Annotated in this window: 23 protein-coding genes; 15 read left to right on the top strand and 8 right to left on the bottom strand. The window is 44.6% G+C overall.

Annotation, left to right across the window (positions count from 1 at the left end; all coding sequences use genetic code 11):
- Positions 1–119: 119 nt before the first annotated feature.
- From NYE43_RS05335 to NYE43_RS05310, 6 genes are all read left to right on the top strand, one after another.
- A complete protein-coding gene (locus tag NYE43_RS05335; protein WP_095713721.1) occupies positions 120–1,211 on the top strand; it encodes a YheC/YheD family endospore coat-associated protein in 1,092 nt (363 codons plus the stop codon).
- Complete coding sequence (locus NYE43_RS05330; RefSeq protein WP_069486318.1) at positions 1,201–2,562, top strand: YheC/YheD family endospore coat-associated protein; 1,362 nt, start codon at positions 1,201–1,203, stop codon at positions 2,560–2,562. The genes NYE43_RS05335 and NYE43_RS05330 overlap by 11 nt, the downstream gene beginning before the upstream one ends.
- A gap of 158 nt (positions 2,563–2,720) precedes the next feature.
- Positions 2,721–2,930 (top strand): YheE family protein, encoded by a 210-nt coding sequence (locus NYE43_RS05325; RefSeq protein ID WP_024120758.1) that lies wholly within the window; start codon positions 2,721–2,723, stop codon positions 2,928–2,930.
- 212 nt (positions 2,931–3,142) lie between these two features.
- A complete protein-coding gene (gene sspB / locus NYE43_RS05320; protein WP_010333571.1) occupies positions 3,143–3,346 on the top strand; it encodes a beta type acid-soluble spore protein SspB in 204 nt (67 codons plus the stop codon).
- 106 nt (positions 3,347–3,452) lie between these two features.
- Positions 3,453–3,578: a hypothetical protein gene (locus NYE43_RS05315; protein WP_081638264.1), complete on the top strand. Its 126-nt coding sequence runs from the start codon at positions 3,453–3,455 to the stop codon at positions 3,576–3,578.
- Between the two features lie 38 nt (positions 3,579–3,616).
- The gene (locus NYE43_RS05310; RefSeq protein WP_268498477.1) at positions 3,617–4,237 is read left to right on the top strand and encodes an NAD(P)-dependent oxidoreductase; all 621 of its coding nucleotides are present in this window, start codon (positions 3,617–3,619) and stop codon (positions 4,235–4,237) included.
- Positions 4,238–4,282: 45 nt separating this feature from the next.
- Here NYE43_RS05310 and NYE43_RS05305 read toward each other — a convergent pair whose 3' ends face one another.
- Positions 4,283–6,304: an ABC transporter ATP-binding protein gene (locus tag NYE43_RS05305; protein ID WP_341061168.1), complete on the bottom strand. Its 2,022-nt coding sequence runs from the start codon at positions 6,302–6,304 to the stop codon at positions 4,283–4,285.
- Positions 6,301–8,058 (bottom strand): ABC transporter ATP-binding protein, encoded by a 1,758-nt coding sequence (locus tag NYE43_RS05300; protein WP_284560410.1) that lies wholly within the window; start codon positions 8,056–8,058, stop codon positions 6,301–6,303. Before NYE43_RS05300 ends, NYE43_RS05305 begins: the two co-directional genes overlap by 4 nt.
- Before the next feature lie 447 nt (positions 8,059–8,505).
- On the opposite strand from NYE43_RS05300, the gene NYE43_RS05295 reads away from it, so the two are divergent.
- Entirely contained in the window at positions 8,506–9,006 is a 501-nt protein-coding gene (locus NYE43_RS05295) for a universal stress protein (RefSeq protein WP_024120753.1), read from the top strand.
- Positions 9,007–9,131: 125 nt separating this feature from the next.
- A complete protein-coding gene (gene nhaC / locus NYE43_RS05290) occupies positions 9,132–10,493 on the top strand; it encodes a Na+/H+ antiporter NhaC (protein ID WP_326366323.1) in 1,362 nt (453 codons plus the stop codon).
- Positions 10,494–10,530: 37 nt separating this feature from the next.
- Here the strand turns inward: nhaC and dat are convergent, their stop codons facing one another.
- Positions 10,531–11,382 carry a D-amino-acid transaminase gene (gene dat, locus NYE43_RS05285; protein ID WP_341061161.1) on the bottom strand — a complete coding sequence of 284 codons (852 nt, stop codon included), beginning with the start codon at positions 11,380–11,382 and terminating at the stop codon, positions 10,531–10,533.
- Positions 11,383–11,664: 282 nt separating this feature from the next.
- Here dat and NYE43_RS05280 point away from each other — a divergent pair, with 282 nt between their 5' ends.
- Entirely contained in the window at positions 11,665–12,513 is an 849-nt protein-coding gene (locus tag NYE43_RS05280; RefSeq protein ID WP_024120750.1) for a polysaccharide deacetylase family protein, read from the top strand.
- Positions 12,514–12,537: 24 nt separating this feature from the next.
- Here the strand turns inward: NYE43_RS05280 and NYE43_RS05275 are convergent, their stop codons facing one another.
- From NYE43_RS05275 to NYE43_RS05265, 3 genes are all read right to left on the bottom strand, one after another.
- Positions 12,538–13,281, bottom strand: a complete 744-nt coding sequence (locus NYE43_RS05275) for an NAD-dependent protein deacylase (protein ID WP_059293135.1) — start codon at positions 13,279–13,281, stop codon at positions 12,538–12,540.
- Positions 13,282–13,359: 78 nt separating this feature from the next.
- The gene (locus tag NYE43_RS05270) at positions 13,360–14,475 is read right to left on the bottom strand and encodes a mechanosensitive ion channel family protein (RefSeq protein ID WP_095713728.1); all 1,116 of its coding nucleotides are present in this window, start codon (positions 14,473–14,475) and stop codon (positions 13,360–13,362) included.
- A 150-nt stretch (positions 14,476–14,625) separates the two neighbouring features.
- Entirely contained in the window at positions 14,626–14,733 is a 108-nt protein-coding gene (locus NYE43_RS05265) for a YhdX family protein (RefSeq protein WP_024120747.1), read from the bottom strand.
- Between the two features lie 234 nt (positions 14,734–14,967).
- Here NYE43_RS05265 and NYE43_RS05260 point away from each other — a divergent pair, with 234 nt between their 5' ends.
- Genes NYE43_RS05260 through crcB form a run of 3 tightly spaced genes read left to right on the top strand, consistent with a single transcriptional unit; the run spans position 14,968 to position 16,434 of the window.
- Positions 14,968–15,693 (top strand): glycerophosphodiester phosphodiesterase, encoded by a 726-nt coding sequence (locus NYE43_RS05260; protein ID WP_151174873.1) that lies wholly within the window; start codon positions 14,968–14,970, stop codon positions 15,691–15,693.
- On the top strand, positions 15,686–16,078 hold the full coding sequence (locus NYE43_RS05255; RefSeq protein ID WP_341061156.1) for a fluoride efflux transporter FluC: 393 nt from the start codon (positions 15,686–15,688) through the stop codon (positions 16,076–16,078). The genes NYE43_RS05260 and NYE43_RS05255 overlap by 8 nt, the downstream gene beginning before the upstream one ends.
- The gene (gene crcB, locus NYE43_RS05250; RefSeq protein WP_024120744.1) at positions 16,078–16,434 is read left to right on the top strand and encodes a fluoride efflux transporter CrcB; all 357 of its coding nucleotides are present in this window, start codon (positions 16,078–16,080) and stop codon (positions 16,432–16,434) included. Before NYE43_RS05255 ends, crcB begins: the two co-directional genes overlap by 1 nt.
- Before the next feature lie 13 nt (positions 16,435–16,447).
- Here crcB and NYE43_RS05245 read toward each other — a convergent pair whose 3' ends face one another.
- Positions 16,448–17,833 carry a hemolysin family protein gene (locus tag NYE43_RS05245; RefSeq protein ID WP_101863766.1) on the bottom strand — a complete coding sequence of 462 codons (1,386 nt, stop codon included), beginning with the start codon at positions 17,831–17,833 and terminating at the stop codon, positions 16,448–16,450.
- A gap of 408 nt (positions 17,834–18,241) precedes the next feature.
- On the opposite strand from NYE43_RS05245, the gene NYE43_RS05240 reads away from it, so the two are divergent.
- Positions 18,242–18,481 carry a hypothetical protein gene (locus NYE43_RS05240; protein ID WP_326323245.1) on the top strand — a complete coding sequence of 80 codons (240 nt, stop codon included), beginning with the start codon at positions 18,242–18,244 and terminating at the stop codon, positions 18,479–18,481.
- Positions 18,482–18,487: 6 nt separating this feature from the next.
- Here the strand turns inward: NYE43_RS05240 and NYE43_RS05235 are convergent, their stop codons facing one another.
- Positions 18,488–19,669 carry a pyridoxal phosphate-dependent aminotransferase gene (locus tag NYE43_RS05235; RefSeq protein WP_326323244.1) on the bottom strand — a complete coding sequence of 394 codons (1,182 nt, stop codon included), beginning with the start codon at positions 19,667–19,669 and terminating at the stop codon, positions 18,488–18,490.
- A 157-nt stretch (positions 19,670–19,826) separates the two neighbouring features.
- On the opposite strand from NYE43_RS05235, the gene NYE43_RS05230 reads away from it, so the two are divergent.
- Complete coding sequence (locus NYE43_RS05230; RefSeq protein ID WP_095713762.1) at positions 19,827–20,258, top strand: MerR family transcriptional regulator; 432 nt, start codon at positions 19,827–19,829, stop codon at positions 20,256–20,258.
- Between the two features lie 58 nt (positions 20,259–20,316).
- Complete coding sequence (locus NYE43_RS05225) at positions 20,317–21,654, top strand: hemolysin family protein (RefSeq protein WP_341061152.1); 1,338 nt, start codon at positions 20,317–20,319, stop codon at positions 21,652–21,654.
- The last annotated feature ends 20 nt before the right edge of the window (positions 21,655–21,674 follow it).

Below are 21,674 nucleotides of genomic sequence, written 5' to 3'. Positions count from 1 at the left end.
CAAGATGCTGAATCGTAATCTGTAAAGTAGACTACCGACAGCTGTGTTCCTGATGTTTTTTGAAGCGTAAAGCTGCTGACACCCGCCGGCAGCTTTTTAATAAAAGGGGGAGTCTCACCATGATAACACTCGGTTTTATGTCCTTAACCCGCCAGCACGAGCAGGATTATTCCGCAGAATTGGCCACAAGAGCGCCCGAATTCGGCATACGTTTGATCCGCTTTACACCGTTTGACATTTTGCCCGACACCCTGCGTGTCAAAGCGCTGGTTTATCATCCCGCCAGCAGCAATTGGAATGAAACAGAACTTGCGATTCCCGATTATATTTATGACCGCTGCTTTTATGGGAAGGATTCACAATCACAAAAAGCAAAACCGATCGTTGAATGGCTCAAAAAATATCCGAAAACCGAATTTATCGGGCGGGGTCTTCCTGATAAATGGACTGTGTTTCAAGATTTGCAGGAGCATTCTGTGATCAATCCTTACATTCCGGAAACCATGAAAGTGAGCCGATTTGAACAAATCCATTCGTATTTATTGAAAGAAAAAGCCTGTATTTTAAAGCCAGCGTTCGGTGCTGGCGGCAGAGGCGTGATACTTCTGGAGCTTGGCAAGAAAAACATAACCGCCACCTACCATATCGGAAAGGATAAACAGACAAAATCCTTTTCCAACCAAGCTTCATTTAAAACTTGGTGCAAAAAAGTGCTTCAGCACCAATATTTGATGCAGCCTTATTTAAATATCCAAGATAAGGAGCAATACCCTTGTGATATCCGGCTGTTTATGCAAAAAAATGAGGACGGTGAATGGCATACCGTCGGAAAGGCAGTGAGACGCGGATACAAAAACGGGCTGCTGGCCAATTTATCAGGCGGATCGGATACGCTTACATTTGATACATGGTTTGAAAATATCCCGAAAAAACAGCAGGTAGTCTTACTGGATGACGTATTCTCGATTACCCAATCGGTTCCGTATTATCTTGATGAGCGATACGGGCCATTATTTGAACTCGGTCTGGATATATGCCTTGCGAAGGACGGGAGGATCTGGATCCTGGATATCAATTCTAAACCAGGCAGAAAATCAATACTTCATGTTTCTCCTGAGAAAAAAGAACATCTATATACTTGTCCTCTTAAGCGGTGCAAATATCTATTTTCGCTGCAAAACCAGAAAGGAGTCCTTCCGCGTGAATCGTAAACGGTTTTTGATCGGCATAGACAAAAACAGTGAAAATACTCTGTTTCTGCCCTCCGCAATGAAGCAAGACGGCCTTTTGTCTGCCTCATTCGGAACGAAGGTTGTCAGATGCCATGTTACTTTCAGACGAAATCTCGAACAGACAGTGCTCCTCTCTGAAAATCTGTTTCACGAACTGCTGATACCGCATCGCAGCCGGGCTGATATTCTCATTCATGATCATTCGGTGCACATTGGTCCGTTAATCGGCATCTTCACCGCAGGGTTTACCGCATCACTTGAGCGCCCTTTTAAGGACCGTTCTCTCTTTTTTTCTAAACTGCTCACTTTGCATGAACAAACAGGAAGCTATTGCTTCGTGTTCGGCGCGCACCAAATCAATTGGCAGGAAGGGACGATTGAAGCGCTTCTATACAGGGAAAATGGCTGGGAGAAACACATTGTCCCGCTGCCGAACGTCGTGTATGACCGTTTGCCGAATAGAAAAATCGAGAACTCAATTGTCTTGCAGAATACAAAAAACCGGCTGATCAATGAATATCAAATCCCATGGTTCAATAAAACATTTTTCAACAAATGGGATGTTCATCAATTGCTGGAAAAAGACCCGAGAACGGCTCCTTACTTACCGAAATCAATCCTTCATCCTACTGTTGAGCGGATTGAAGAGCTGAGTGATTCATTCGGCAAGGTTTATATAAAACCGGCGGACGGAGCACTCGGCACCGGGATTTATCAGCTCGCCAAAACGGAATCCGGTTTGACTGTGAAACATACAAATGATGCCAAATCTTTTTCTTCAATCGACTATCCCGATGCTTCCGCATTTCTGGATGAATTTCAAAAACAGCATGATCCCGCTGTCTTTCTCGTTCAGCAAGGGGTAAATTTGATTGAATTTCAGGGAAAACCAGCCGATTTCCGCGTTCATACGAATAAAAACAGTAAAGGGAAATGGACTGTGACCGCTATCGCAGTAAAAATTTCAGGAGAAAACAGCATTACAACACACCTATCGAATGGCGGAAAAGTGAAAACGCTGGCCGAAGTATACGATGATCCGGCGGAACGAATACATGTCATTAAAAAGCTTTCTGCGGCGGCATTGACCGCCAGCCAAGTGCTCCATGACCATATCGAAGGGTTCATCGGCGAGATTGGTTTTGATTTTGGCATTGACCAAAACGGTAAGGTATGGATGTTTGAAGCGAATTCACGTCCGGGCCGCAGTATTTTTTCTCATCCGAGTCTGCAATCTGTCGATTCTTTGACAAAACGAAGAAGCTTTGAATATGCTTCATATCTTTCGAAGATGGCCATTACCTCCCATGAATCGCTGTGGCCATCCTAATTTGCCCGCTTTATGTAAAAGCGGGCTTGAAGTTTATTCAACGCAAGGACAAGTTCATCATAAAGCCCCTTCAATGATGTTTTGCAACAATGATACAATGAATGTAATTCGTCCGTATCCATGTCAATTGATATCAATTTCAAGGAGCGTGGCCCCTGATGATTTCTCATTTCAGCTGGAAACCTTTGTTTCAAAAACAAAAACTGCCCGGATGGACAATTTCCTTTTACTATAAAGGCATGCATTACGAGGGCATCTATCATAAAAGCGGCGAGATTGAATGGGGAGATTTGTTTCCCGCCCGTGCTGATGAGCCTGCACTCAAAAACGAGATACATGAATTGATGCTTTTTCATATTTACGATTAGCTTAGCCTGAGCGGCTAAGCTTTTTTTATGCCTTCTCAAGATTTACCACTAAAATCCCCGCATGAGTTTCAGTCAAATCTAACATAATACGTAGTAACAAGCCGGCAAAGCATTGGGTTACGCCGAGACGGCAGTGACACCCGAGACGGGTCCACAGACTGGTGCAACTCCAGTTAACCCAACCATATCAAATAAAAAAGGAGATTTTACACATGGCAAACCAAAACTCTTCAAATCAATTACTAGTACCTGGCGCAGCTCAGGCTATCGACCAAATGAAACTTGAAATCGCTTCTGAATTCGGCGTTAACCTTGGAGCGGATACGACTTCCCGCGCTAACGGTTCTGTCGGAGGAGAAATCACAAAACGTTTAGTATCTTTCGCTCAGCAGAACATGGGCGGACGCGTACAATAACAATTCAATAAATGGCTGACAGAAGGCGCGGTTTCCGCGCCTTCTTTATATTTGTCACCCTTTTTTCCTACACCACATATCCTAGGAGAAAAGGGAGGGAATCAAGGTGCCATTCATCGCTATTGTGAATTGGGAGCTGGTGCAGTTCGTAAGTATATCCATGATTAATGAATATGTTTCCCATCGCTCTGTCTTTTTGTACAGGTATTCTTTCCCGCGCTGTTCAAACTGAGTACATCCTTTTATAATGAGGGGCGAGGAGGTTTTTTCATGAAAATTGCCTTATTTGGCGCAACCGGCCGTGTCGGACAAGCCTTTTTAAGATTGGCAGGCACCAATGAACAACTCGATATTTACGCTCTGATCAGATCATCGAATGATAAACTTGGCCTGCCGAAAGAACGGATCGTTATCGGGAATGCCCGCTGCCGAGAAGATGTGAAAGAAGTTATGAAGGATGCTGAGATCGTCATCAGCTGTCTCGGTACAGATGGCGACGATACGTTGTCAGCTGCCATGACACATATTCTTGCCATTATGCAGGAACAGCATATCAAACGGCTCATAACGATCGGCACCGCGGGCATTCTTAATTCACGATTTGAACCAGGAAAATACCGATTTGAAACAAATGAATCAAAACGAAAGCTGACCCGCGCTGCCAAGGAGCATGCAAGGGTATATGAAATGCTCAGAGCTTCGTCCTTAGACTGGACCATGATCTGCCCCACATATCTCCCCGACGGAGAAGCAGCAGGTGAATACCGTGCAGAGCGCAACGTCTTGCCGGCGGAAGGCAAAAAGATCACTGTCGGCGACACTGCGGCTTTTCTGTATCACGAGCTTCTTACAGGAGACTATATCGGCTGCCGGGTAGGACTGGCTTATTAATGCGTACAAAAACCCAAAACATTGAATGTCTTGGGTTTTTGAAAACTATGCAATGGAGTGCCTCTGTCCTTTTTGCAGCTCATACATTTGATAATATTGCCCTTTTAACGCCATTAGTTCCTCATGATTCCCTTTCTCAACAATTTCTCCTTTTTCAAGCACTAAAATTTGATCCGCGTTTCTGATGGTTGAAAGCCGATGAGCAATGACAAATGTCGTGCGCCCTTGTTTCACTACATCCAGTGCCTTCTGGATCAAAGCCTCTGTCTCCGTGTCAATATGCGCCGTTGCTTCATCCAAAATCAAAATGGCGGGATCGTACGCCAGAGCTCTTGCAAAGGAAATGAGCTGCCGCTCTCCTGAGGATAGCGTGCTGCCTTTTTCTATGACAGGTTCGCTGATGCCTTTCGGAAGCTTTTCAAGAAGCGACTCAGCCCCGACTTGCCGCAGTGCTTCTATGATGTCTTCTTCTGAAATTCTTTCATCCTCCAGACTGACGTTAGAACCGATTGTTCCTGAAAATAAGTACGGGTCCTGCAGCACAATCCCCATATGGGATCTAAGTTCCTGCCTTGACATGCTGTAAATGCTTCTCCCATCGATGAGCACATCCCCTTTTTGCGCATCATAAAAGCGGAAGAGGATATTCAAAATCGAGCTCTTGCCTGATCCGGTATGGCCGACAAGCGCTACAGTTTCGCCTTTTTGTGCTGTAAAGGAAATGTGTTTCAAAACATTTTCTCCTTCTTGATAAGCAAATGATGCGTCTCGAAATTCAACCCGCCCTAGCGCGCGCTCCTTCGCCGGTTCACCCGTTTCTTCCGTTTCCTTTTCTTCAAGCAGTTCAAAAACACGCCCGGCGGACACCCGCGCCAGTTCCAGCTTAGAAAACTGATTGACGATACCTGTAATCGGCTGGAATAAGCGGTTTAAGTAATCCACAAACGCGTACAGCACACCGATGGAAACAATTCCTGCCGCGTTTAGACTTGCGCCGCCAAAATGCCAGATCAGACAGACAAACGCAAGGTTGCGGATCACATTCACAAGATTGTGTGACATTAAGGAATTTAAATTCAGCATCCTGTTCTGATAGTAATAATGAGATTCATTTAATTCCTCAAACTCTCTCATTGTTTCTTTTTGATGGCGAAAAGCTTGGATGATCGGCATGCCTTGAATAGACTCATTCATTTTTGCATTAATGTCACTATTGATCGAACGGATTTGATGATTGTAATAGGAAGCGTATTTCCGGTAGATAATCGACCACAGCCAGATGATCGGCACAATCGCCAAGCATAAAAACGCGAGCTTTACATCCAGCAGGAACAACGCCGTAAATATCCCGATCATATATATGCCGCTTGTCACAAACGTCGACAGCACTGTCACATATAAATCTCTGATTGCCTCGGTATCATTTGTAATTCTTGCGACTACTTTGCCCGCGGGAAGATTATCAAAATAGCGGATCGGCAGTCTCTGAATGCGGGAAAACACATCCTGTCTCATCTTTTGAATAATGCGGTTGGCACTCATCTGCAATAAATAATGCTGCCCATATTGGAAAAATACCGAGAAGACAAGCAAACCGGCATACAGAAAAATAAGAAACGTCATACCCTTCATTTCCGGCTTATAGAACTGAAAAATCTCCTGCTTTGTCAGCTTTTCAGCAGGATACGTCCGGCTTTCGTTCCCATTAGTGATCGTCAGCTTTCCGTCAGAAACTGTTCTGTTCCCGTCAAAGCTGACAGCCTGATCAACGAAATAAAACGCCATTCCCACTTGATAAATATGCGCTTCTTTCTCTTTAGCAGCCGCTCCCTGCATCCGGTCCTCCCTGACATAGGAGGTGCCGTCAAATTCAACTGCATTTTTATCTTTTTCCGAGACCTCATACCATGTTTTTTCAATGCCGAGGATGTGGTCGTCAATCATTTTTTTGCCGATAAACGGTCCGGTCAGCTCTGCCTCGACTGCAATCGCAAGCAACAGGACGGCAGTGATCAGCAATTTTTTATATAGGAGTGCGTATCTCCATAATGTTTTTCCCGTGTTCATGCCCCTGCTCCCCCTTCTTCTGCAGTGAACAGCTGCTGCCTTTCGTATTGTTCCCGATACCATCCGTTATTGGCCATCAGCTCTTGATGTGTGCCTCTCTCAGAAATCACGCCGCCGTCCATCACAAGGATGAGATCGGCATGCTCCACAGCTGATAAACGATGCGTCAGAATAAATGTCGTTTTCTCTTGGCGGTTTTTCCTGATATTGCTGATAATAGCCGCCTCCGTTTTTGCATCTACAGCGGAAAGAGAATCATCCAGGATTAAAATCTCCGGATTCGCCATCAGCGCCCTCGCGATTGAAATTCTTTGTTTTTGCCCTCCAGAGAGTGCGACGCCTTTTTCACCCACCATTGTCTCCAGACCGGCCGGAAGCATTTGCAAGTCTTTTTCAAAATGAGCTTCTGAAACAGCCTTCTTTACCTCAGCATCACTTGCTTCAAGCTTTCCGTACAAGATGTTTTCTTTTACAGACCGGGAAAACAGCAAATGATCCTGCGGCACATATCCAATCCATCCGCGGAGCCGGTCAAGAGGAATCTGCTCAATCGGCACACCTGAACATGTGATGCTCCCTTCACCGGCTGGATACTGGCGCAAAAGCTGCTTAATGATCGTCGTTTTACCGCTCCCTGTTTTACCTGCAATCCCGACAGTCTGCCCTTTTCGCACGGCAAAAGAAATATCTTGAATATTCACATTTGTTGAGCTTGGATATGTAAAGCTGACATGGCTGAAAACAATATCTCCAGGCTCTTTTAAATCAGACGGCCGCTTCGGATCTGTTACGTCCGGTTCATAAGAAAGGGTTTCATTTACCCGATCTAAGGACGCGTTGCCGCGCTGCATCACATTAATTAATTCACCGATCGCAAACATCGGCCAAATCATCATGCCCAAATAGACATTAAAGGAAACAAGCTCGCCAAGCGTCAGCTCATTACGGAAAACAAGAAACGCTCCATACCCCAGCCCAATCAGATAGCTGGCGCCGACAAGCAGCTTAACAGTCGGCTCAAACAGAGAATCAATAAAGGCTACCTTCATATTCTTCCGATACACATCGGCCGTCATTTCATTAAAACGGCGTTCATCATTCGTTTCCTGCACATAAGCGCGAATCACTCTCACACCCGAGACCGATTCGAGCACCCTGTCATTCAGCGCTCCGAAAGAATGTTGTGCCTCTGTAAACCTTTCATGAATTTTACTTCCGTATATGCTGATCGCAACAGCCATAATGGGAAGCGGTATTATAGCCGCAAGCGTCAGCTTCCAGCTGATCAAAAACCCCATCGTCAAAAAGATCGTCATCATAAACATTGTGGAATCGACTAATGTCAAAATGCCAAAACCCGTCGTTAAACTGACAGCCTGGAGATCATTTGTCCCCCGCGCCATTAAATCTCCTGTTCTGTATTTTTCATAAAACGGCGGCGCCATTTTCAGCAAATGGCCCATCAGCTTAGAGCGGAGAATTTTTTCCATCACATTCGCTCCGCCGAACAGCTGGTGCATCCAAAAATAAGACATGATATACACCACCGCCGTCAAACCTAAAAATACGCTGACATAAAACAGCAGCCCGCCTGAGGTAAACTCCCCCGATTTCATATCATCGATGGCGTTCCCCAACAATTTAGGCGGAAACATCTCAAGTACATTTACACATAATAAAAGCACAATCGCAATGGTATAGCGCAGCCAGTAGGCTTTAAAAAACCAGCCTAGCTTTTTCAATACTGAAAACATCCATCCCCATCTCCTTTATCTCGTCAGCCGCCTTCTATTTTTTCCTTGCAGCTCTTTTCGTTCAGGTTGTCATAACCAATCCTTGCCTCTGTATTTGTCTTCACATCCGATACACCTGTCTTTCTTAAGATTTTGTATATAAAAAAGGCATGAAGCGTCAGCTCCATGCCTTTTGTTATCGATTATGATGTACAGAGCGCTTTTCGGCGCGCGGATTAACCCAATTCAAAAAAACAGAATAAGGGTTTGCCGCGCCAATATGAAACTGTTCTGTAAGACATATCATTCCTTGGCATAGCAAACCCTCCATTCATTCTGGTTTTTCACTCTTTTTTCATAATATAAACAAAACCTTTTTTTGTCAATCATTACTTGAACAGAGAAAAGATTAAATAGATATGATGTCGGGTATTGTATTGTACGACGTTTTTTGAAAGGGTGAGAATGATGTTTCATGCTGACCGTATTATTGTTGCGTTTGACGGAAGTGAAAACAGTAAGAAAGCGCTTCAGACAGCCATTGATCTTGCGAAAACGGTAAATGCAGCCATTACAGTCGCCCATTCACATGATATGAAAGACAGCCAGACCATCATCGACCCGCCGAGGCCCGCAGCAGGGGCAAGCTATATTGGCGGAGGCATGACAAGTGTTCCTGACCCGCTGATATCAGATGTTGCGCCACCGGAGCCAATGATTTATGAAGACCGTACGGAAGAAGTCATCGCAGAAGCCAGAATGATGCTGAATGATCAGCAGACAGAGGGAGATATCGATATATTGGAAGGTGACCCGGCTGAATCAATTATCGAGCATGCCAACCGGGTTTCAGCCGATCTGATTGTAACCGGAAGCAGAGACCAAAACAGACTGAAGAAACTTTTGTTTGGAAGTGTAAGTGAAAAGCTTTCGGCGAAATCAGATATACCGGTTCTGATCGTAAAGTGAGCACGCCACGTGCTCGCTTTTTTATATTCATAATTGTGAAAAAACACGGATTTTCGTTTTTTTCTGATATAATGCTTTCGTGCCCAAAAGCACAAAAGCATTAAAGAAAATGATGGGGTGTTGTTTTGGATTCTCAAAAAAAGCTGACGTTTCCGTTAGCCGTCGGTTTATTTATATTAATGTTAGGAGTCATTACCTCCTGCTTATTTTTTCTTCATACAGAACCGCATATCCCGCTGTTCCTATGTGTTGTCCTGCTTTCAGCAGCCGGTTTATGGTACGGTTTTTCCTGGAACAGCCTTGAAAAAGGAATTGTAAACGGGATTAAAAACGGTGTACAGCCGATCATTGTTCTGGCACTGATCGGTATCTTAATCGGCGCTTGGATGTACAGCGGCGCCATACCGTCCGTTACAGTTTATGCTTTGTCCTTTATTGAACCGAGCCATCTTCTGTTGACTGCTTTGTTTTCCTGCATGATCATCAGCACGCTTGTCGGCTCAAGCCTGACAACTGTAAGCACAATTGGCGTGGCACTGATCGGCGTGGCGAGCGCGGCGGGCGTTCCGCTCGAATGGACGGCGGGGGCAGTCATTTGCGGAGCCTGCTTTGGTGATAAAATGTCACCGATGTCGGATACAACAAATTTTGCTGCGGGTATAGGCGAAATATCGATCTTTGAACACATTCGCCACATGATGGGCACAACTATTCCCGCCTTGCTGATCACCGTTGTCCTTTTTTACTTTCTTGGTTTATCAGTCTCAGCGGACGCTGCTTCAACAGATGATATTGCACATGTTATTGCCGGAATAAAAGATGCAGCAAACGTCACACCGTGGGCGCTTCTTTCTCCGCTCTTAGTTGTTTTGCTGGCGATTAAGCGCGTGTCCGTTATTCCCGTTCTGACTGCCGGTATTATTTCCTCGGGAATTTTGACAGCCATCTTTGTTCCCGACAGCAGCATTCAGGCTTTTATGTCAGCCCTGCAAAATGGCACCATGTTCGAAACTGACAATGAGGCTGCCGCTAAAATCATCAACAGAGGCGGACTGCAATCCATGATGGGCTCAGTTTCTCTTATTATGATCGCTTTTGCACTCGGCGGTTTAATGGAGAAAATCGGCCTGATCTCCGCACTATTGGAGGGTGTGATGAAAGGAATCCGTTCAAAGGGCAGTCTCATTGCAGCAACTGTCTGCTCCAGTATCGGTGTCAATCTTGCAACAGGCGAACAGTATTTATCTATATTAATACCGGGACAGTCATATAAATCCTTATATGACAAACAAAACATTCAGCGGAAGTTTTTATCAAGATCATTAGAGGACGGCGGAACATTGATTAATCCATTAATCCCTTGGGGCGTCAGCGGGGCTTTTATGGCAACCGCGCTTGGTGTTCCCGTCATTGACTATATCCCATTTACGTTCTTCCTCTATATATCGCCGATCATCTCGATTTTAGTTGGATTTGTAAAAAAATAAAAAGAGCGCCGCTTGCAAAGCGGGCTCTTTTTTATCATTAAAATGATACGCGGGCTGCCTGCTGAATGCTTTCTTGAAAAGCCGCCTGCAGCTGTTTTGTCACCGGTCCGGGCACTCCGCTTCCGACTGATTTTCCATCAAGCGTCACAACCGGAACAATCTCTGCCGTCGTTGAAGAAATAAAGATTTCCTCCGCCTGTCTCAGCTCTTCTTCAGTAACGGGCTTTTCATCAAGCTCTATGCCGTTCTTTACGATGAGATCCAAAATCTTCATTCGTGTAATCCCATTGAGAATCATTCGGTTAGCCGGATGCGTCCGCACCGTACCGTTTAAAACAGCATAAACATTAGAAGATGTACCTTCTGTAACAATTCCGTCTCTTATTAAAATGCCTTCAAATGCTCCCACTTCGTAGGCTTTCTGCTTTGCCATCACATTATACAGTAAATTCAGACTTTTAATATCGCATCTCAGCCAGCGAAGATCCTCATCCGTGATGGCTGAAACGCCGTATGTCTGCTCCTGTTCCGGCTTTTTAACAGAAAATGTATAGGCCGTCGTCTGCGGCTCAAGGCCCGCTTCATATTGGTGTTTTCGCGGAGCAACCCCTCTTGTGGTTTGAATGTAAACCGCTCCGTCGCTGACCGCATTTTCCTGCACAAGCTTTTGCAGGTCCCACTCTAAATCTTCTAAACTGAACGGCAGTGAAATTCCGATCTCACCCGCGCTTCTGAATAAACGCTCCGCATGCTCGCGCAAGCCGAATAATACCCCTTTATACACCCTGATAACCTCATAGATTCCGTCTCCAAACTGATAACCGCGATCTTCCACATCAACGGATGCCTCGTTCCGCTCCACCAGTTGGCCATTGACTAAAATCTTCATATAAGCCCTCCCTTTTTCGTATTTATCCTGATGTCTAATCAAGCTGTCATTGTCACTCATTCTACCATATCGAACCAGCTGAAAAACAGAAAGATGAAGAACTCAATAGCTGGGAAGGAGATTATTTTTTCCTTAAAATCTGACATTTCGACATTTTTTCTATGTTCTTTCCAGTTTTATTCCTGTATACTTGACTCGTAATACATAGGTTGTAAACAATGGCACCTTCAGAGCTGCCAATACAGCGGTATGTAGAGATTTTATGCCAATGGAGAGATTGTTATGCGACAAACGAGAGGAGACGCTTCTCCTTCTGCAGTTTCGCTTGCTTTTAAATTTGCAAGTTTAGCAGTTTTATGTGTGCTGCTTTTGCTTATGGTGATTTTAGGTTATTCCAACAGCTCCTCGAAAGCAAAGGAGATCACTGTCACAACAAACAGCCAGCTTCGTGATGAGAAGGAAAGCCTGAAGCTGAAAGACGACTCCCCAGGCCTGCTGATAAAACATTTGCAGACCGAGCAGAATATGGGAGACAAAACGGTTTATTTAACCTTCGATGATGGCCCGTCAGCCTCTACAAACCGCTTGCTGGACGTACTGAAAAGCGCCGATGTAAAGGCGACATTTTTTATGCTGTCACCGCGAATGAACGAATTCAAACACGCGGTTAAAAGGGCCGGAAATGAAGGGCATGCACTCGGTTTACACGGGGTCACGCATAATAACAAATTGTTTTATCAAACGCCGACATCACCGCTAAAAGAAATGCAGCAGGCGCGTGACACGCTGGAAAGCATTACAGGCTATCGCACTGATCTCGTCAGAACGCCCTACGGCAGCAAGCCGTCTCTTACAGATTCACAAATTCGCAATCTAGAAAAAGACGGTTTTGTGTACTGGGATTGGACGATTGACAGCATGGACTGGAAATACCGCAACTCAAAATACGTAGCAGAAGTATTGCAGCAGCTTGACAATATGGAACACAGCCATTCTAATCGGCCGTATGTGATTCTCATGCACGATCTTCCTGCTACAGTAAACGCACTGCCGGTGCTAATCCATAAACTGAAAGAAAAGGGCTATTCCTTCGGTGTGTTAAAGGATACAATGGTTCCGGTTCATGAATAAAAAGTGAGGCGCTTATCTGCGGCCTCACTTTTTTATGCCCAAGCTCCGGGCAAACTCTCCGATTTTTTGATGGATGACGAAATCAAACAAACTGTCGCAGTACGTCGGCTCCAGGTTAATAATGGCTTTTTTTATGCCTGGAATCCGGCTTGCATCCTCAGGCACAAATCTGGCGGGAGCAACCTCAAGAGACGTGCCGATCACCAATAATAGGTCGGCTTTATCCAGCTTTTCATAAAGCGTGTCAAAATGCAAAACGGCATCGCCAAACAGAACGACATCGGTTTTTAATACCGTTCCGCACACCTCACCGTCATTTCCGACCGCTGTACACTCCGGCACATCATGCTTCAGCAAATGAGGGAGATCATATCGGGCGCCGCATGAGAGACAGCTCGCTGTTTGGATAGAGCCATGCAACTCGTATACATGTCTGCTTCCGGCTTTTCTATGAAGGCCGTCAATGTTTTGTGTGAATATATCCACCTGCTTCCCTTGTTTCTCCAGTTCAGCCAAAAGCAAATGCCCTTCATTCGGTTCATAGCTCCCGCTCATTTTCATTTGAAACAATTCTTTGAACTTAGGCCAAAACAGACGCGGATAGCTTAAAAAATAATCAAGGCTCATCGCCTCCATCCTTGAGGCATCCTCAGTCCAGATGCCGCCGGCTGAGCGAAAATCGGGTATGCCTGATTCTGTGCTCATTCCCGCTCCGGTCAGCACGACAATTCGCTGTGCTTCATTCAACATGTTTCTGAATGCTTCCAATTCAACACCGCCTTACAGTCTTTTTTCTTATTTTACCATGAAAAAGACCCCGCCTCTTTGAGACGAAGTCTTTCTTTTTTAAGCCCGTTCCTTTTCCCCTTTATTGAGATTTACTTGAAACGGATCGTGCTGGTGCTTCTGGTTGACATACACCATTTGTCCGGGATAAGCAAATTCAACCCCTTCAGCGCCGAGGATTTCAATAATTTTATAGTTGATATCCTCTCTGACATGAAGGTTCTCCGCCCAAACCGTTGTTTTTGTATAGAAGTTGAAAAATAAATTGTAATAGCTGTCAGCAAACGTATCGAAATTGACCATGATTGTATCATTATCGACGCCTTCATGTTCAAGCAGCATCTTTCTGAGCGAACGAATGCAGCGTTCCAAATTCTCAATCGGCGTTGCGTAGGATACATGAATGGAAAACGTAATCTGGCGCTTGGTCATTCTCGTCCAGTTCGTGATGGCTTCCATCGACAGCGTGGAATTCGGCACCGTTACAAGCGCACCCTGCGCTGTTCTGAATCTTGTGCTTCTGAAGGTAATATCCTCCACTGATCCGGTCACTGTCGCCGTCTCCACCCAATCACCGATCGTAAACGGCTTTTCAGTGATAATGATGATTCCGCCAAAGAAGTTGCTGATCGTGTCTTTCGCTGCTAGCGCAAAAGCCAATCCGCCAAGCCCAAGGCCCGCTACAAACCCATTGACGTCATAATTAAATTCCTGCGCGATCACGCTCACACTGAGCGCTATAATGACAAAACGGAGCAGCTTAGACAAAAATGGCGCCAGAATATCATCCATATCCAGTTCGAAGCGCTGATTCACTTTATGAAAAATAAAAGATGATGTAGCGGTCAAATTACAAAGCCCCCAGCTCAACAGCGCCACAATCAGCGAGCGGTATATTTTGCTGATCAGCGGCATCTGTGCATCTAAAAACGGTGAATAGCGGATCGCTAAAAACAGCCCTAAGGCAACAAAAAACCACCTGGCAGGCTTATCGAATGCCACAACCACCTGTTTAAAAATTTCGGTTTTCGGTTTGTTTGTCATATTAAAAAGCAAATTAAAGAAATATCTTGTAAACAGTTTTCTTAGTATAAGAAACAACAGCAAAATTGCCAAACTGATGCCGGTTTGTATGATTTTATCAAGCGTGAAATATTGCTGCAGATGATCTAGCATGGCAGTCTCCCCTCTATCCCAATCGAATGTTTATTATACTAAAATATTCGGCAGAATGCTTCTCTAAATGTCTTTATAAAACACAAAACCCCGGCGGAGCGCCGGGGCAATTTCTCATTTTAACCATTCAGCCAGATTCAATAGGGACAGTCACTTACTTTTTTTCGTTTGTGTCTGATCAAGGAGAGTTGCTTTTTGCATTTCAACATCTGTTTCGGCTTTAATTCTTTCCTCCACTCTGATTCTCCCTTTTCCCATGATCTCGCCTCCTTTTTTGCTATTATAAAGTAACAGAATATTTTGTGAACATGTCGAAAGCACTATTTTTCTGCCGAAATATGCTCGGATACGGTGAGTGTTCTTGTTTCAGTTATACGTTGTTTTCAGCTTGGACTATTCAAATATGACAGAAAAAAATTCACAAGTTGGTATCGCGGTGCATATATGGATTTGATACAATAACAGAAATGCCCATATGAGGAGCTGACAAGCTTGTACACCATTGCCCACCGCGGAGCATCCGGCTACGCTCCCGAAAATACAATTGCTGCATTTGATCTCGCGGCAGAAATGAATGCAGATATGATTGAGCTGGATGTCCAGCTAACAAAAGACAGGCAGATTGTCGTTATACACGATGACAGAGTGGACCGGACAACAAACGGTTCAGGCTTTGTTAAGGATTTTACGCTGAAGGAGCTGCAGGCACTCGATGCAGGAAGCTGGTACGGCCCCGCTTTTCAAGGAGAAAAAATCCCGACTCTGGAGGACGTGCTCAAGCGCTACCATAAAAAAATCGGACTTTTAATTGAACTAAAAGGCCATCCTTCGCAAATCGGGATTGAAGAAGAAGTGGGACAGCTGTTAGGACAATTTTCTTTTTCTATTAACAATATTGTTCAATCCTTTGGGTTCCGCTCCATCCAAAGGTTCCGCGAACTTTATCCATCGATTCCGACAGCCGTTATTACAAGGCCGAATTTTGGCATGCTGTCCAGAAATCAGCTGAAAGCCTGCAAATCTTTCGCAAATTATGTCAACATCAAATACACACGTCTCAATCGTCTCATGATCGCTTCCGCCCATAAAAACGGATTAAAAGTGTTTGCATGGACAGTAAGGCATCAGAAAACAGCAGCCAAATTGCAGGCCATAGGCGTGGACGGTATTGTCACAGACTACCCGGACTACGTATTAAAGGATGGAAAACATGAATAGATATAGTGCAGTTTTTATCGGAGGCGCCCTTGGCGCTTGTCTCCGATACGGATTGAACATCGGCATAAACAATGACATATTCCCGGCTGCAACTTGGCTGGAGAACGCGGCAGGCAGCCTTCTACTAGGCGTTCTGACCGGCTTTTTTATAATTAGGGCGAAACGGCCTTTGCTATCGGCTTTTTTAGGCACCGGTTTTTGCGGAGGCTTTACAACCATGTCAACATTTTCTAAAGAAACGGTCATGCTATTGCAATCCCATTCGTCATTAGCTGTTTTGTATATGGCTTCCTCATTCATATCCGGAATCGTGCTTGCCCTCTTTGGCGTTTTGGCAGGACGGCAACTAGCCCGATTTCAAATAGGAAAGGGGCGGGAGCAATGATGACACTAGCTGGTATTTTCGCAGCGGGAGGACTCGGTGCTGTGCTGCGTTTTTGGCTCGGCAATGTCATAACATCTAAAACCGAAAGCCTTCGTTTTCCAGTCGGCATTTTGACCGTTAATATACTGGGTGCCCTCGGTCTTGGTCTTTTTACAGGGCTTCACGTGACAAATTCATCTGCAGCACTCATCATCGGCACCGGCTTTTTTGGCGCCTTTACCACTTTTTCCACTTTCAGCGTTGAAAGTGTTCAGCTCTTGCTGGCCAAGCGTGTAAAGGAAAGCATCCTATATATCGGCTTAACGCTTTGCGGGTCTCTCTTGGCGTTTTGGTGCGGCTGGACGCTGCTGACATAAAAAAACCTTGAGCTTATTTCTCGCTCAAGGTTGCACTGTTCAGCATGACCGGCTCGGGCATCGGCAGCGTATGGTGGGCCGTAACCCCGGTTGTTTTGCTGATTTCTTCTTTTATATCTATTTGCTTAATCAAACGGCCATCCATTTTCAGCACCTTTATTGTATATGATCCGATGCGAATGGATTCACCAGCCTCAATATCAATGTTTTCTTTCAATATCAGTCCGCCGATGGTGTCCACGTCTTCTTGAATCGATGCGCCAAGAAGGCTGTTCACCTGATCCATGCGAACCTTTCCATCCATAATATAATGGCGGTCACCAAGCTTTTGGATCAGCGGCTGTTCGTCTTCATCAAATTCATCTCTGATCTCGCCGACAATTTCTTCAAGAATGTCCTCTGTCGTAACAAGTCCCGAGGTTCCGCCGTATTCATCCGACAAAATCGCCATATGAATGCGTTCACGCTGCATTTTAATCAGCAGATCATGAACCGGAATTGTTTCAATGACTTCGATCACTGGCCGCACATACGGATGGATCGTCATTTTCATTCTTTCCTCTTCTGTCATAAACAGCAAATCAGAAAACAAATGCTTCGTATTGACCAAGCCGATTACACTGTCTTTGTCCCCATCCGTGACAGGCCAGCGGGTGTATTTTTCTTTCAGCATAACCTCCAGCATCTCGGCCATTGTCATATCTGTTGATACAGCGGCCATTTCCTTCCGCGGTATCATAATTTCTTTGGCAATGCGGTTATCAAATTCAAAAATCTTATTCACATATTTATATTCAGACGGATTAATCTCTCCGTTTTTTAAACTCTCAGACAACAGCATTCTGAGTTCTTCTTCAGAATGAGAACCCTCATGTTCTGACGCCGGCTTTAAACCAAACATGCCGCATAAAAGCCGCGCCGATCCATTCAGGATCCAAATAAACGGAAACAGGAGCAAATAGAATAGTCGCAGCGGACCCGCTATCAGCAAGGTTAGCTGTTCAGCCTTTTGAATCGCGACCGTTTTCGGGGCCAGTTCACCTACAACAACATGCAGAAATGTAATCAAGCCGTACGCGACCGCAAAAGAGACTGCATGAGAAACCGATTCCGGCAGGCCGAGCGGTTCAAACAATGGGTGCAGCAGCCGTTCAAATGCCGGCTCCCCCAGCACGCCGAGTCCAATCGATGTCACTGTAATGCCCAGCTGGGATGCAGATAAATATTCATCCAAATCTGTAATGACACGCTTTGCGAGTATCGCCCGTTTGTTTCCTTCTGTTATAAGCTGATCAATTTTGGATCTCCTTACTCTAACTATCGCAAACTCACTTGCGACGAAAAATGCAGTTAAAGCAATGAGCACACCAATTAAAATCAGACTGTCAATATCGTCCATTTAACCTTATCCCCTCATTAAAGGATAAGGAGTCACCTCCTGATATAATCATTTTTCCTTAACATTGAGGTACGCGGTGTATTGTTGCCTAAGCAGAGGGCCCCATCATACCACCTCCAAGTCAAAGTTTGATTATAAATTGTATATTTTATTGTAACACAACTCATTCCAAAAATGATTTTTAATTTTTAGACTTTTATCATGGGACAAACTATTGATTCATCCGGCCAGCAAGTTCTCGATATCCGTGTATAGCCTTTCAATCTCTGACTCTGCACCTGTTAAGATGCTAAAACTATTGGCAAGACGCTGTTCGCTGAAATATCGGGCATTGATTTGTTGAAGCTCATACAGCTCATTCGTTCGTATACTGATTTAGAGGCGTGCATAGGATGAAGCTCGTTTAAAATGGGACAATTGGTGACCGTTAGATCATTTGAATGCTTAAAAGATGCGTCGATCACGCAGCGCAGGCAAGGTGGTTATAAATGGTTTTTCCTTCATTTTGCTGGCTCTGCTGTTATGATTGAATTTGGCGGTTTATCCGAGGGAGAGTTAAAATCAGGAATTGAAGAACGGGGCAAAGCTTGGGGCATACGACAAATAAAAAAGATAACAGCCTCAACTAGCTGTTATCTTTTTGTCTGAGACGGCCTATGAAAAATCTTTAAATAAGGCAATAAAGATGTCGCGTGATTTTTTGATCTGCTCCAGCGGCACACTGAAGGATAAACGGAAGTGCCCTTTCATCCCAAAACCGCTGCTCGGTACAATTAACAATTTATATTTTTGCGCTGCATGCACACAAAATGCGACTTCATCTTCAATTGGCGACTTCGGAAAAACGAAGAAACCGCCTTTTGGCATTTCAAATTCAAAACCGGCTTCCTTTAAAATATCAACCATGAGATCCCTGCGCTCTTTATAAGCGCTTGCGTCTATTCTTAAATCGTCCATTCTCGCCACAGCCCGCTGCATCATGACAGGCGCATTTACAAATCCAAGCGTTCGATTGCAGTACACAAAAGCGTTTATCAAAAGGTCAGCATCCGGCATGCTGCTGTCTAAGCCGATATAACCGAGCCGCTCCCCTGCTATGCCGAGGTCTTTACTGAATGAGCTCGCCAAAATGACACGGTGATACGTTTGAAACGGATTTGCCAGTTCTTCATCATAAATCAGCTGACTGTACGGTTCATCAAACAGCACATAGATGGTTTGGCCGTTTGTCTCTTCGATCTCTTTTAACAGAGCGCCTAGATCATCTATATTTTTCTGGCTGAGTACGGTTCCCGTCGGGTTATGCGGTGTATTCAGAATGAGACCCTTCGTCTGCGGGGTGATCGCCTGCCTGACCGCTTCAATATCAATCTCGAACCGGGCTGTCAGCGGGCAGCTGACAGCCTTCCCGCCATAGTTCTCAATATACAATTTATATTCTGCAAAGTAAGGAGCGAGAATGATGACCTCTTCTCCCGGATTTAATATACTTTTTAACGCCACATTCAATGCGCCGCCCGCACCTACTGTCATGACAACGCGCTCAGCTGAAAACTCGGCAGCAAAGCGGCCTGCCAGAAATTGCGCGACTTTTTCTCTAGCTTCAGGAAGGCCCTGATTTTGTATGTATCCGTGGTTTCCTTTTTCAGCTTCTTCTATTAATGCTCTCGTAAAGGCTTCAGGCGGTTCAACGACCGGGTTGCCGATTGAAAAATCAAACACCTGGTCATTCCCGAACTCTTTCTTCAGTCTCGCTCCTTCATCGAACAGCTTTCGAATCCACGATCCTTTATTAAGGTTCTCTTCAATTTCCCGCGATAAACCAGCCAATCTCATCTGTCCCTTCTGCACATATAAATTGAACATTCTATCTATCTATGTTACTTCAATCAGAATTCGGATGCCACAATTTCCATATCCGGCATCTCAAAAAAACAATAAACTTGTGTAAGGCACCCTTCATATATTAAACTATTCTCATAACTATAACGTGATGGTTGGGAGGGATTTAGATGGGGCTGAGACTTATCGTATCAGTGAACTAGCGGCACTTGCCGGAGTAACGAAACGAACAGTTGATTATTATACGAATCTTGGTCTGCTGACGCCGGCCAGATCCTGTTCAAATTATCGTTACTACGATGAAAACGCACTTAAACGACTCATATTTATTGTAGATTGCAAGCAGCAGAGATTGGCCCTGTCCGATATTAAAGATCGACTGGAGAACCAGTTTCCCTCTTCAGCCATAGCTCATGACGAAATTGGAAATCTGGCATCTGAAATTGATTATATGAATCAAAACATCTCCGGAATCTTGCATCGGTTTGAACGGCTGGAGCCTGAGGAGCGTGACAAGCTAAAAAGCAAACTTACACCCGAAAAGCTCGCCGTGTTCCAATCATTTATGCTGCTGTTAAGTTAAAACCATTTTACTAACAGGAGGTGTTACCTTCATTCTCATTGTAGAGTGAAGGTTCTAATTGGACATAGTGAATTTGATTTTAGTCGCTGTTTTAATCGCCCTGACGGCGTTTTTCGTAGCATCTGAGTTTGCCATTATCAGAATCAGAGGCTCACGGATTGATCAGCTGATCGCGGAAGGAAATAAAGCAGCAATTGCCGCAAAAAGAGTGACCACGCATCTTGATGAGTATCTATCTGCGTGTCAGCTTGGAATTACATTGACTTCCATTGGATTAGGGGTTTTAGGGGAATCAACGATTGAAAGGCTTGTTCATCCGCTTTTCGTACAATTGGACGTACCAAGTTCCCTTTCACATATCATATCGTTTATTTTGGCGTATGCCATTATCACGTTCCTGCACGTTGTTGTCGGAGAACTTGCACCTAAGACAGTTGCCATCCAAAAGGCGGAAGCAGTGTCTATGCTGTTTGCGAAACCGCTGATTTGGTTTTACCGCATCATGTTCCCGTTCATCTGGCTTTTGAACAATTCCGCACGGTTATTGACAAAAGCTTTTGGCCTGGAGACCGTATCAGAAAACGAATTGGCTCACTCTGAAGAAGAGCTAAGAATCATTCTGTCGGAAAGCTATAAAAGCGGTGAAATTAACCAGTCAGAGTTTAAATATGTGAATAAAATCTTTGAATTTGACGACAGGCTCGCGAAAGAAATTATGATCCCGCGGACCGAGATTGTCAGCCTTCCGCACGACATTAAGATTTCTGAAATGATGGAAATCATTCAAATTGAAAAATATACCCGCTACCCAGTAGAAGAGGGCGATAAAGATAATATTATCGGGGTTATTAATATTAAAGAAGTGCTGACCGCCTGCATCAGCGGCGAGGTTTCTGTTGATTCCACCATCTCTCAATTCGTGAATCCGATCATTCATGTGATTGAATCTGCGCCGATCCATGATTTGCTTGTCAAAATGCAAAAAGAAAGAGTCCACATGGCAATCCTGTCAGATGAATACGGCGGCACTGCCGGACTGGTGACGGTAGAGGACATTATTGAAGAAATCGTTGGCGAAATCCGCGATGAGTTTGATATTGATGAAATCAGCGAAATCCGCAAAATCGGCGAAGGCCATTACATGCTGGACGGTAAAGTCTTGATCGACCAAGTGAACGACCTGCTCGGCATTCATTTAGAGAATGAAGAAGTCGATACGATCGGCGGCTGGTTCCTTACTCAGAAATACGATGTTGAAAAGAACGATTCAATTATCGAAGAAGGCTGTGAATTTATTATTAATGAAATTGACGGCCACCACGTCGCTTATATTGAAGTGAAAAAGCTCGCAGCAGAAGAGCTGATAGAAGTTGGAGAGTCGAAAGAACCAGAATAAAAAAAGACACCCTTTATTGG

The organism is Bacillus sp. FSL R5-0434 (assembly GCF_038004745.1).
Classification (GTDB): domain Bacteria; phylum Bacillota; class Bacilli; order Bacillales; family Bacillaceae; genus Bacillus; species Bacillus halotolerans.
Note: the sequence above shows the minus strand (reverse complement) of the source record. Positions and strands in the feature narration are given on the sequence as shown.

What these genes read in the sequence shown, in the direction of transcription:
- dat (WP_341061161.1), bottom strand. Translation starts at nt 11,382, where the DNA reads ATGAAGATTTTAGTCAATGGCCAACTGGTGGAGCGGAACGAGGCATCC.
- sspB (WP_010333571.1), top strand. Translation starts at nt 3,143, where the DNA reads ATGGCAAACCAAAACTCTTCAAATCAATTACTAGTACCTGGCGCAGCT.
- NYE43_RS05295 (WP_024120753.1), top strand. Translation starts at nt 8,506, where the DNA reads ATGTTTCATGCTGACCGTATTATTGTTGCGTTTGACGGAAGTGAAAAC.
- NYE43_RS05325 (WP_024120758.1), top strand. Translation starts at nt 2,721, where the DNA reads ATGATTTCTCATTTCAGCTGGAAACCTTTGTTTCAAAAACAAAAACTG.
- NYE43_RS05255 (WP_341061156.1), top strand. Translation starts at nt 15,686, where the DNA reads ATGAATAGATATAGTGCAGTTTTTATCGGAGGCGCCCTTGGCGCTTGT.
- NYE43_RS05270 (WP_095713728.1), bottom strand. Translation starts at nt 14,475, where the DNA reads ATGCTAGATCATCTGCAGCAATATTTCACGCTTGATAAAATCATACAA.
- NYE43_RS05265 (WP_024120747.1), bottom strand. Translation starts at nt 14,733, where the DNA reads ATGGGAAAAGGGAGAATCAGAGTGGAGGAAAGAATTAAAGCCGAAACA.
- NYE43_RS05230 (WP_095713762.1), top strand. Translation starts at nt 19,827, where the DNA reads ATGGTTGGGAGGGATTTAGATGGGGCTGAGACTTATCGTATCAGTGAA.
- NYE43_RS05280 (WP_024120750.1), top strand. Translation starts at nt 11,665, where the DNA reads ATGCGACAAACGAGAGGAGACGCTTCTCCTTCTGCAGTTTCGCTTGCT.
- NYE43_RS05310 (WP_268498477.1), top strand. Translation starts at nt 3,617, where the DNA reads ATGAAAATTGCCTTATTTGGCGCAACCGGCCGTGTCGGACAAGCCTTT.
- NYE43_RS05235 (WP_326323244.1), bottom strand. Translation starts at nt 19,669, where the DNA reads ATGAGATTGGCTGGTTTATCGCGGGAAATTGAAGAGAACCTTAATAAA.
- NYE43_RS05335 (WP_095713721.1), top strand. Translation starts at nt 120, where the DNA reads ATGATAACACTCGGTTTTATGTCCTTAACCCGCCAGCACGAGCAGGAT.
- NYE43_RS05245 (WP_101863766.1), bottom strand. Translation starts at nt 17,833, where the DNA reads ATGGACGATATTGACAGTCTGATTTTAATTGGTGTGCTCATTGCTTTA.
- crcB (WP_024120744.1), top strand. Translation starts at nt 16,078, where the DNA reads ATGACACTAGCTGGTATTTTCGCAGCGGGAGGACTCGGTGCTGTGCTG.
- NYE43_RS05305 (WP_341061168.1), bottom strand. Translation starts at nt 6,304, where the DNA reads ATGAACACGGGAAAAACATTATGGAGATACGCACTCCTATATAAAAAA.
- NYE43_RS05240 (WP_326323245.1), top strand. Translation starts at nt 18,242, where the DNA reads ATGGGACAATTGGTGACCGTTAGATCATTTGAATGCTTAAAAGATGCG.
- NYE43_RS05300 (WP_284560410.1), bottom strand. Translation starts at nt 8,058, where the DNA reads ATGTTTTCAGTATTGAAAAAGCTAGGCTGGTTTTTTAAAGCCTACTGG.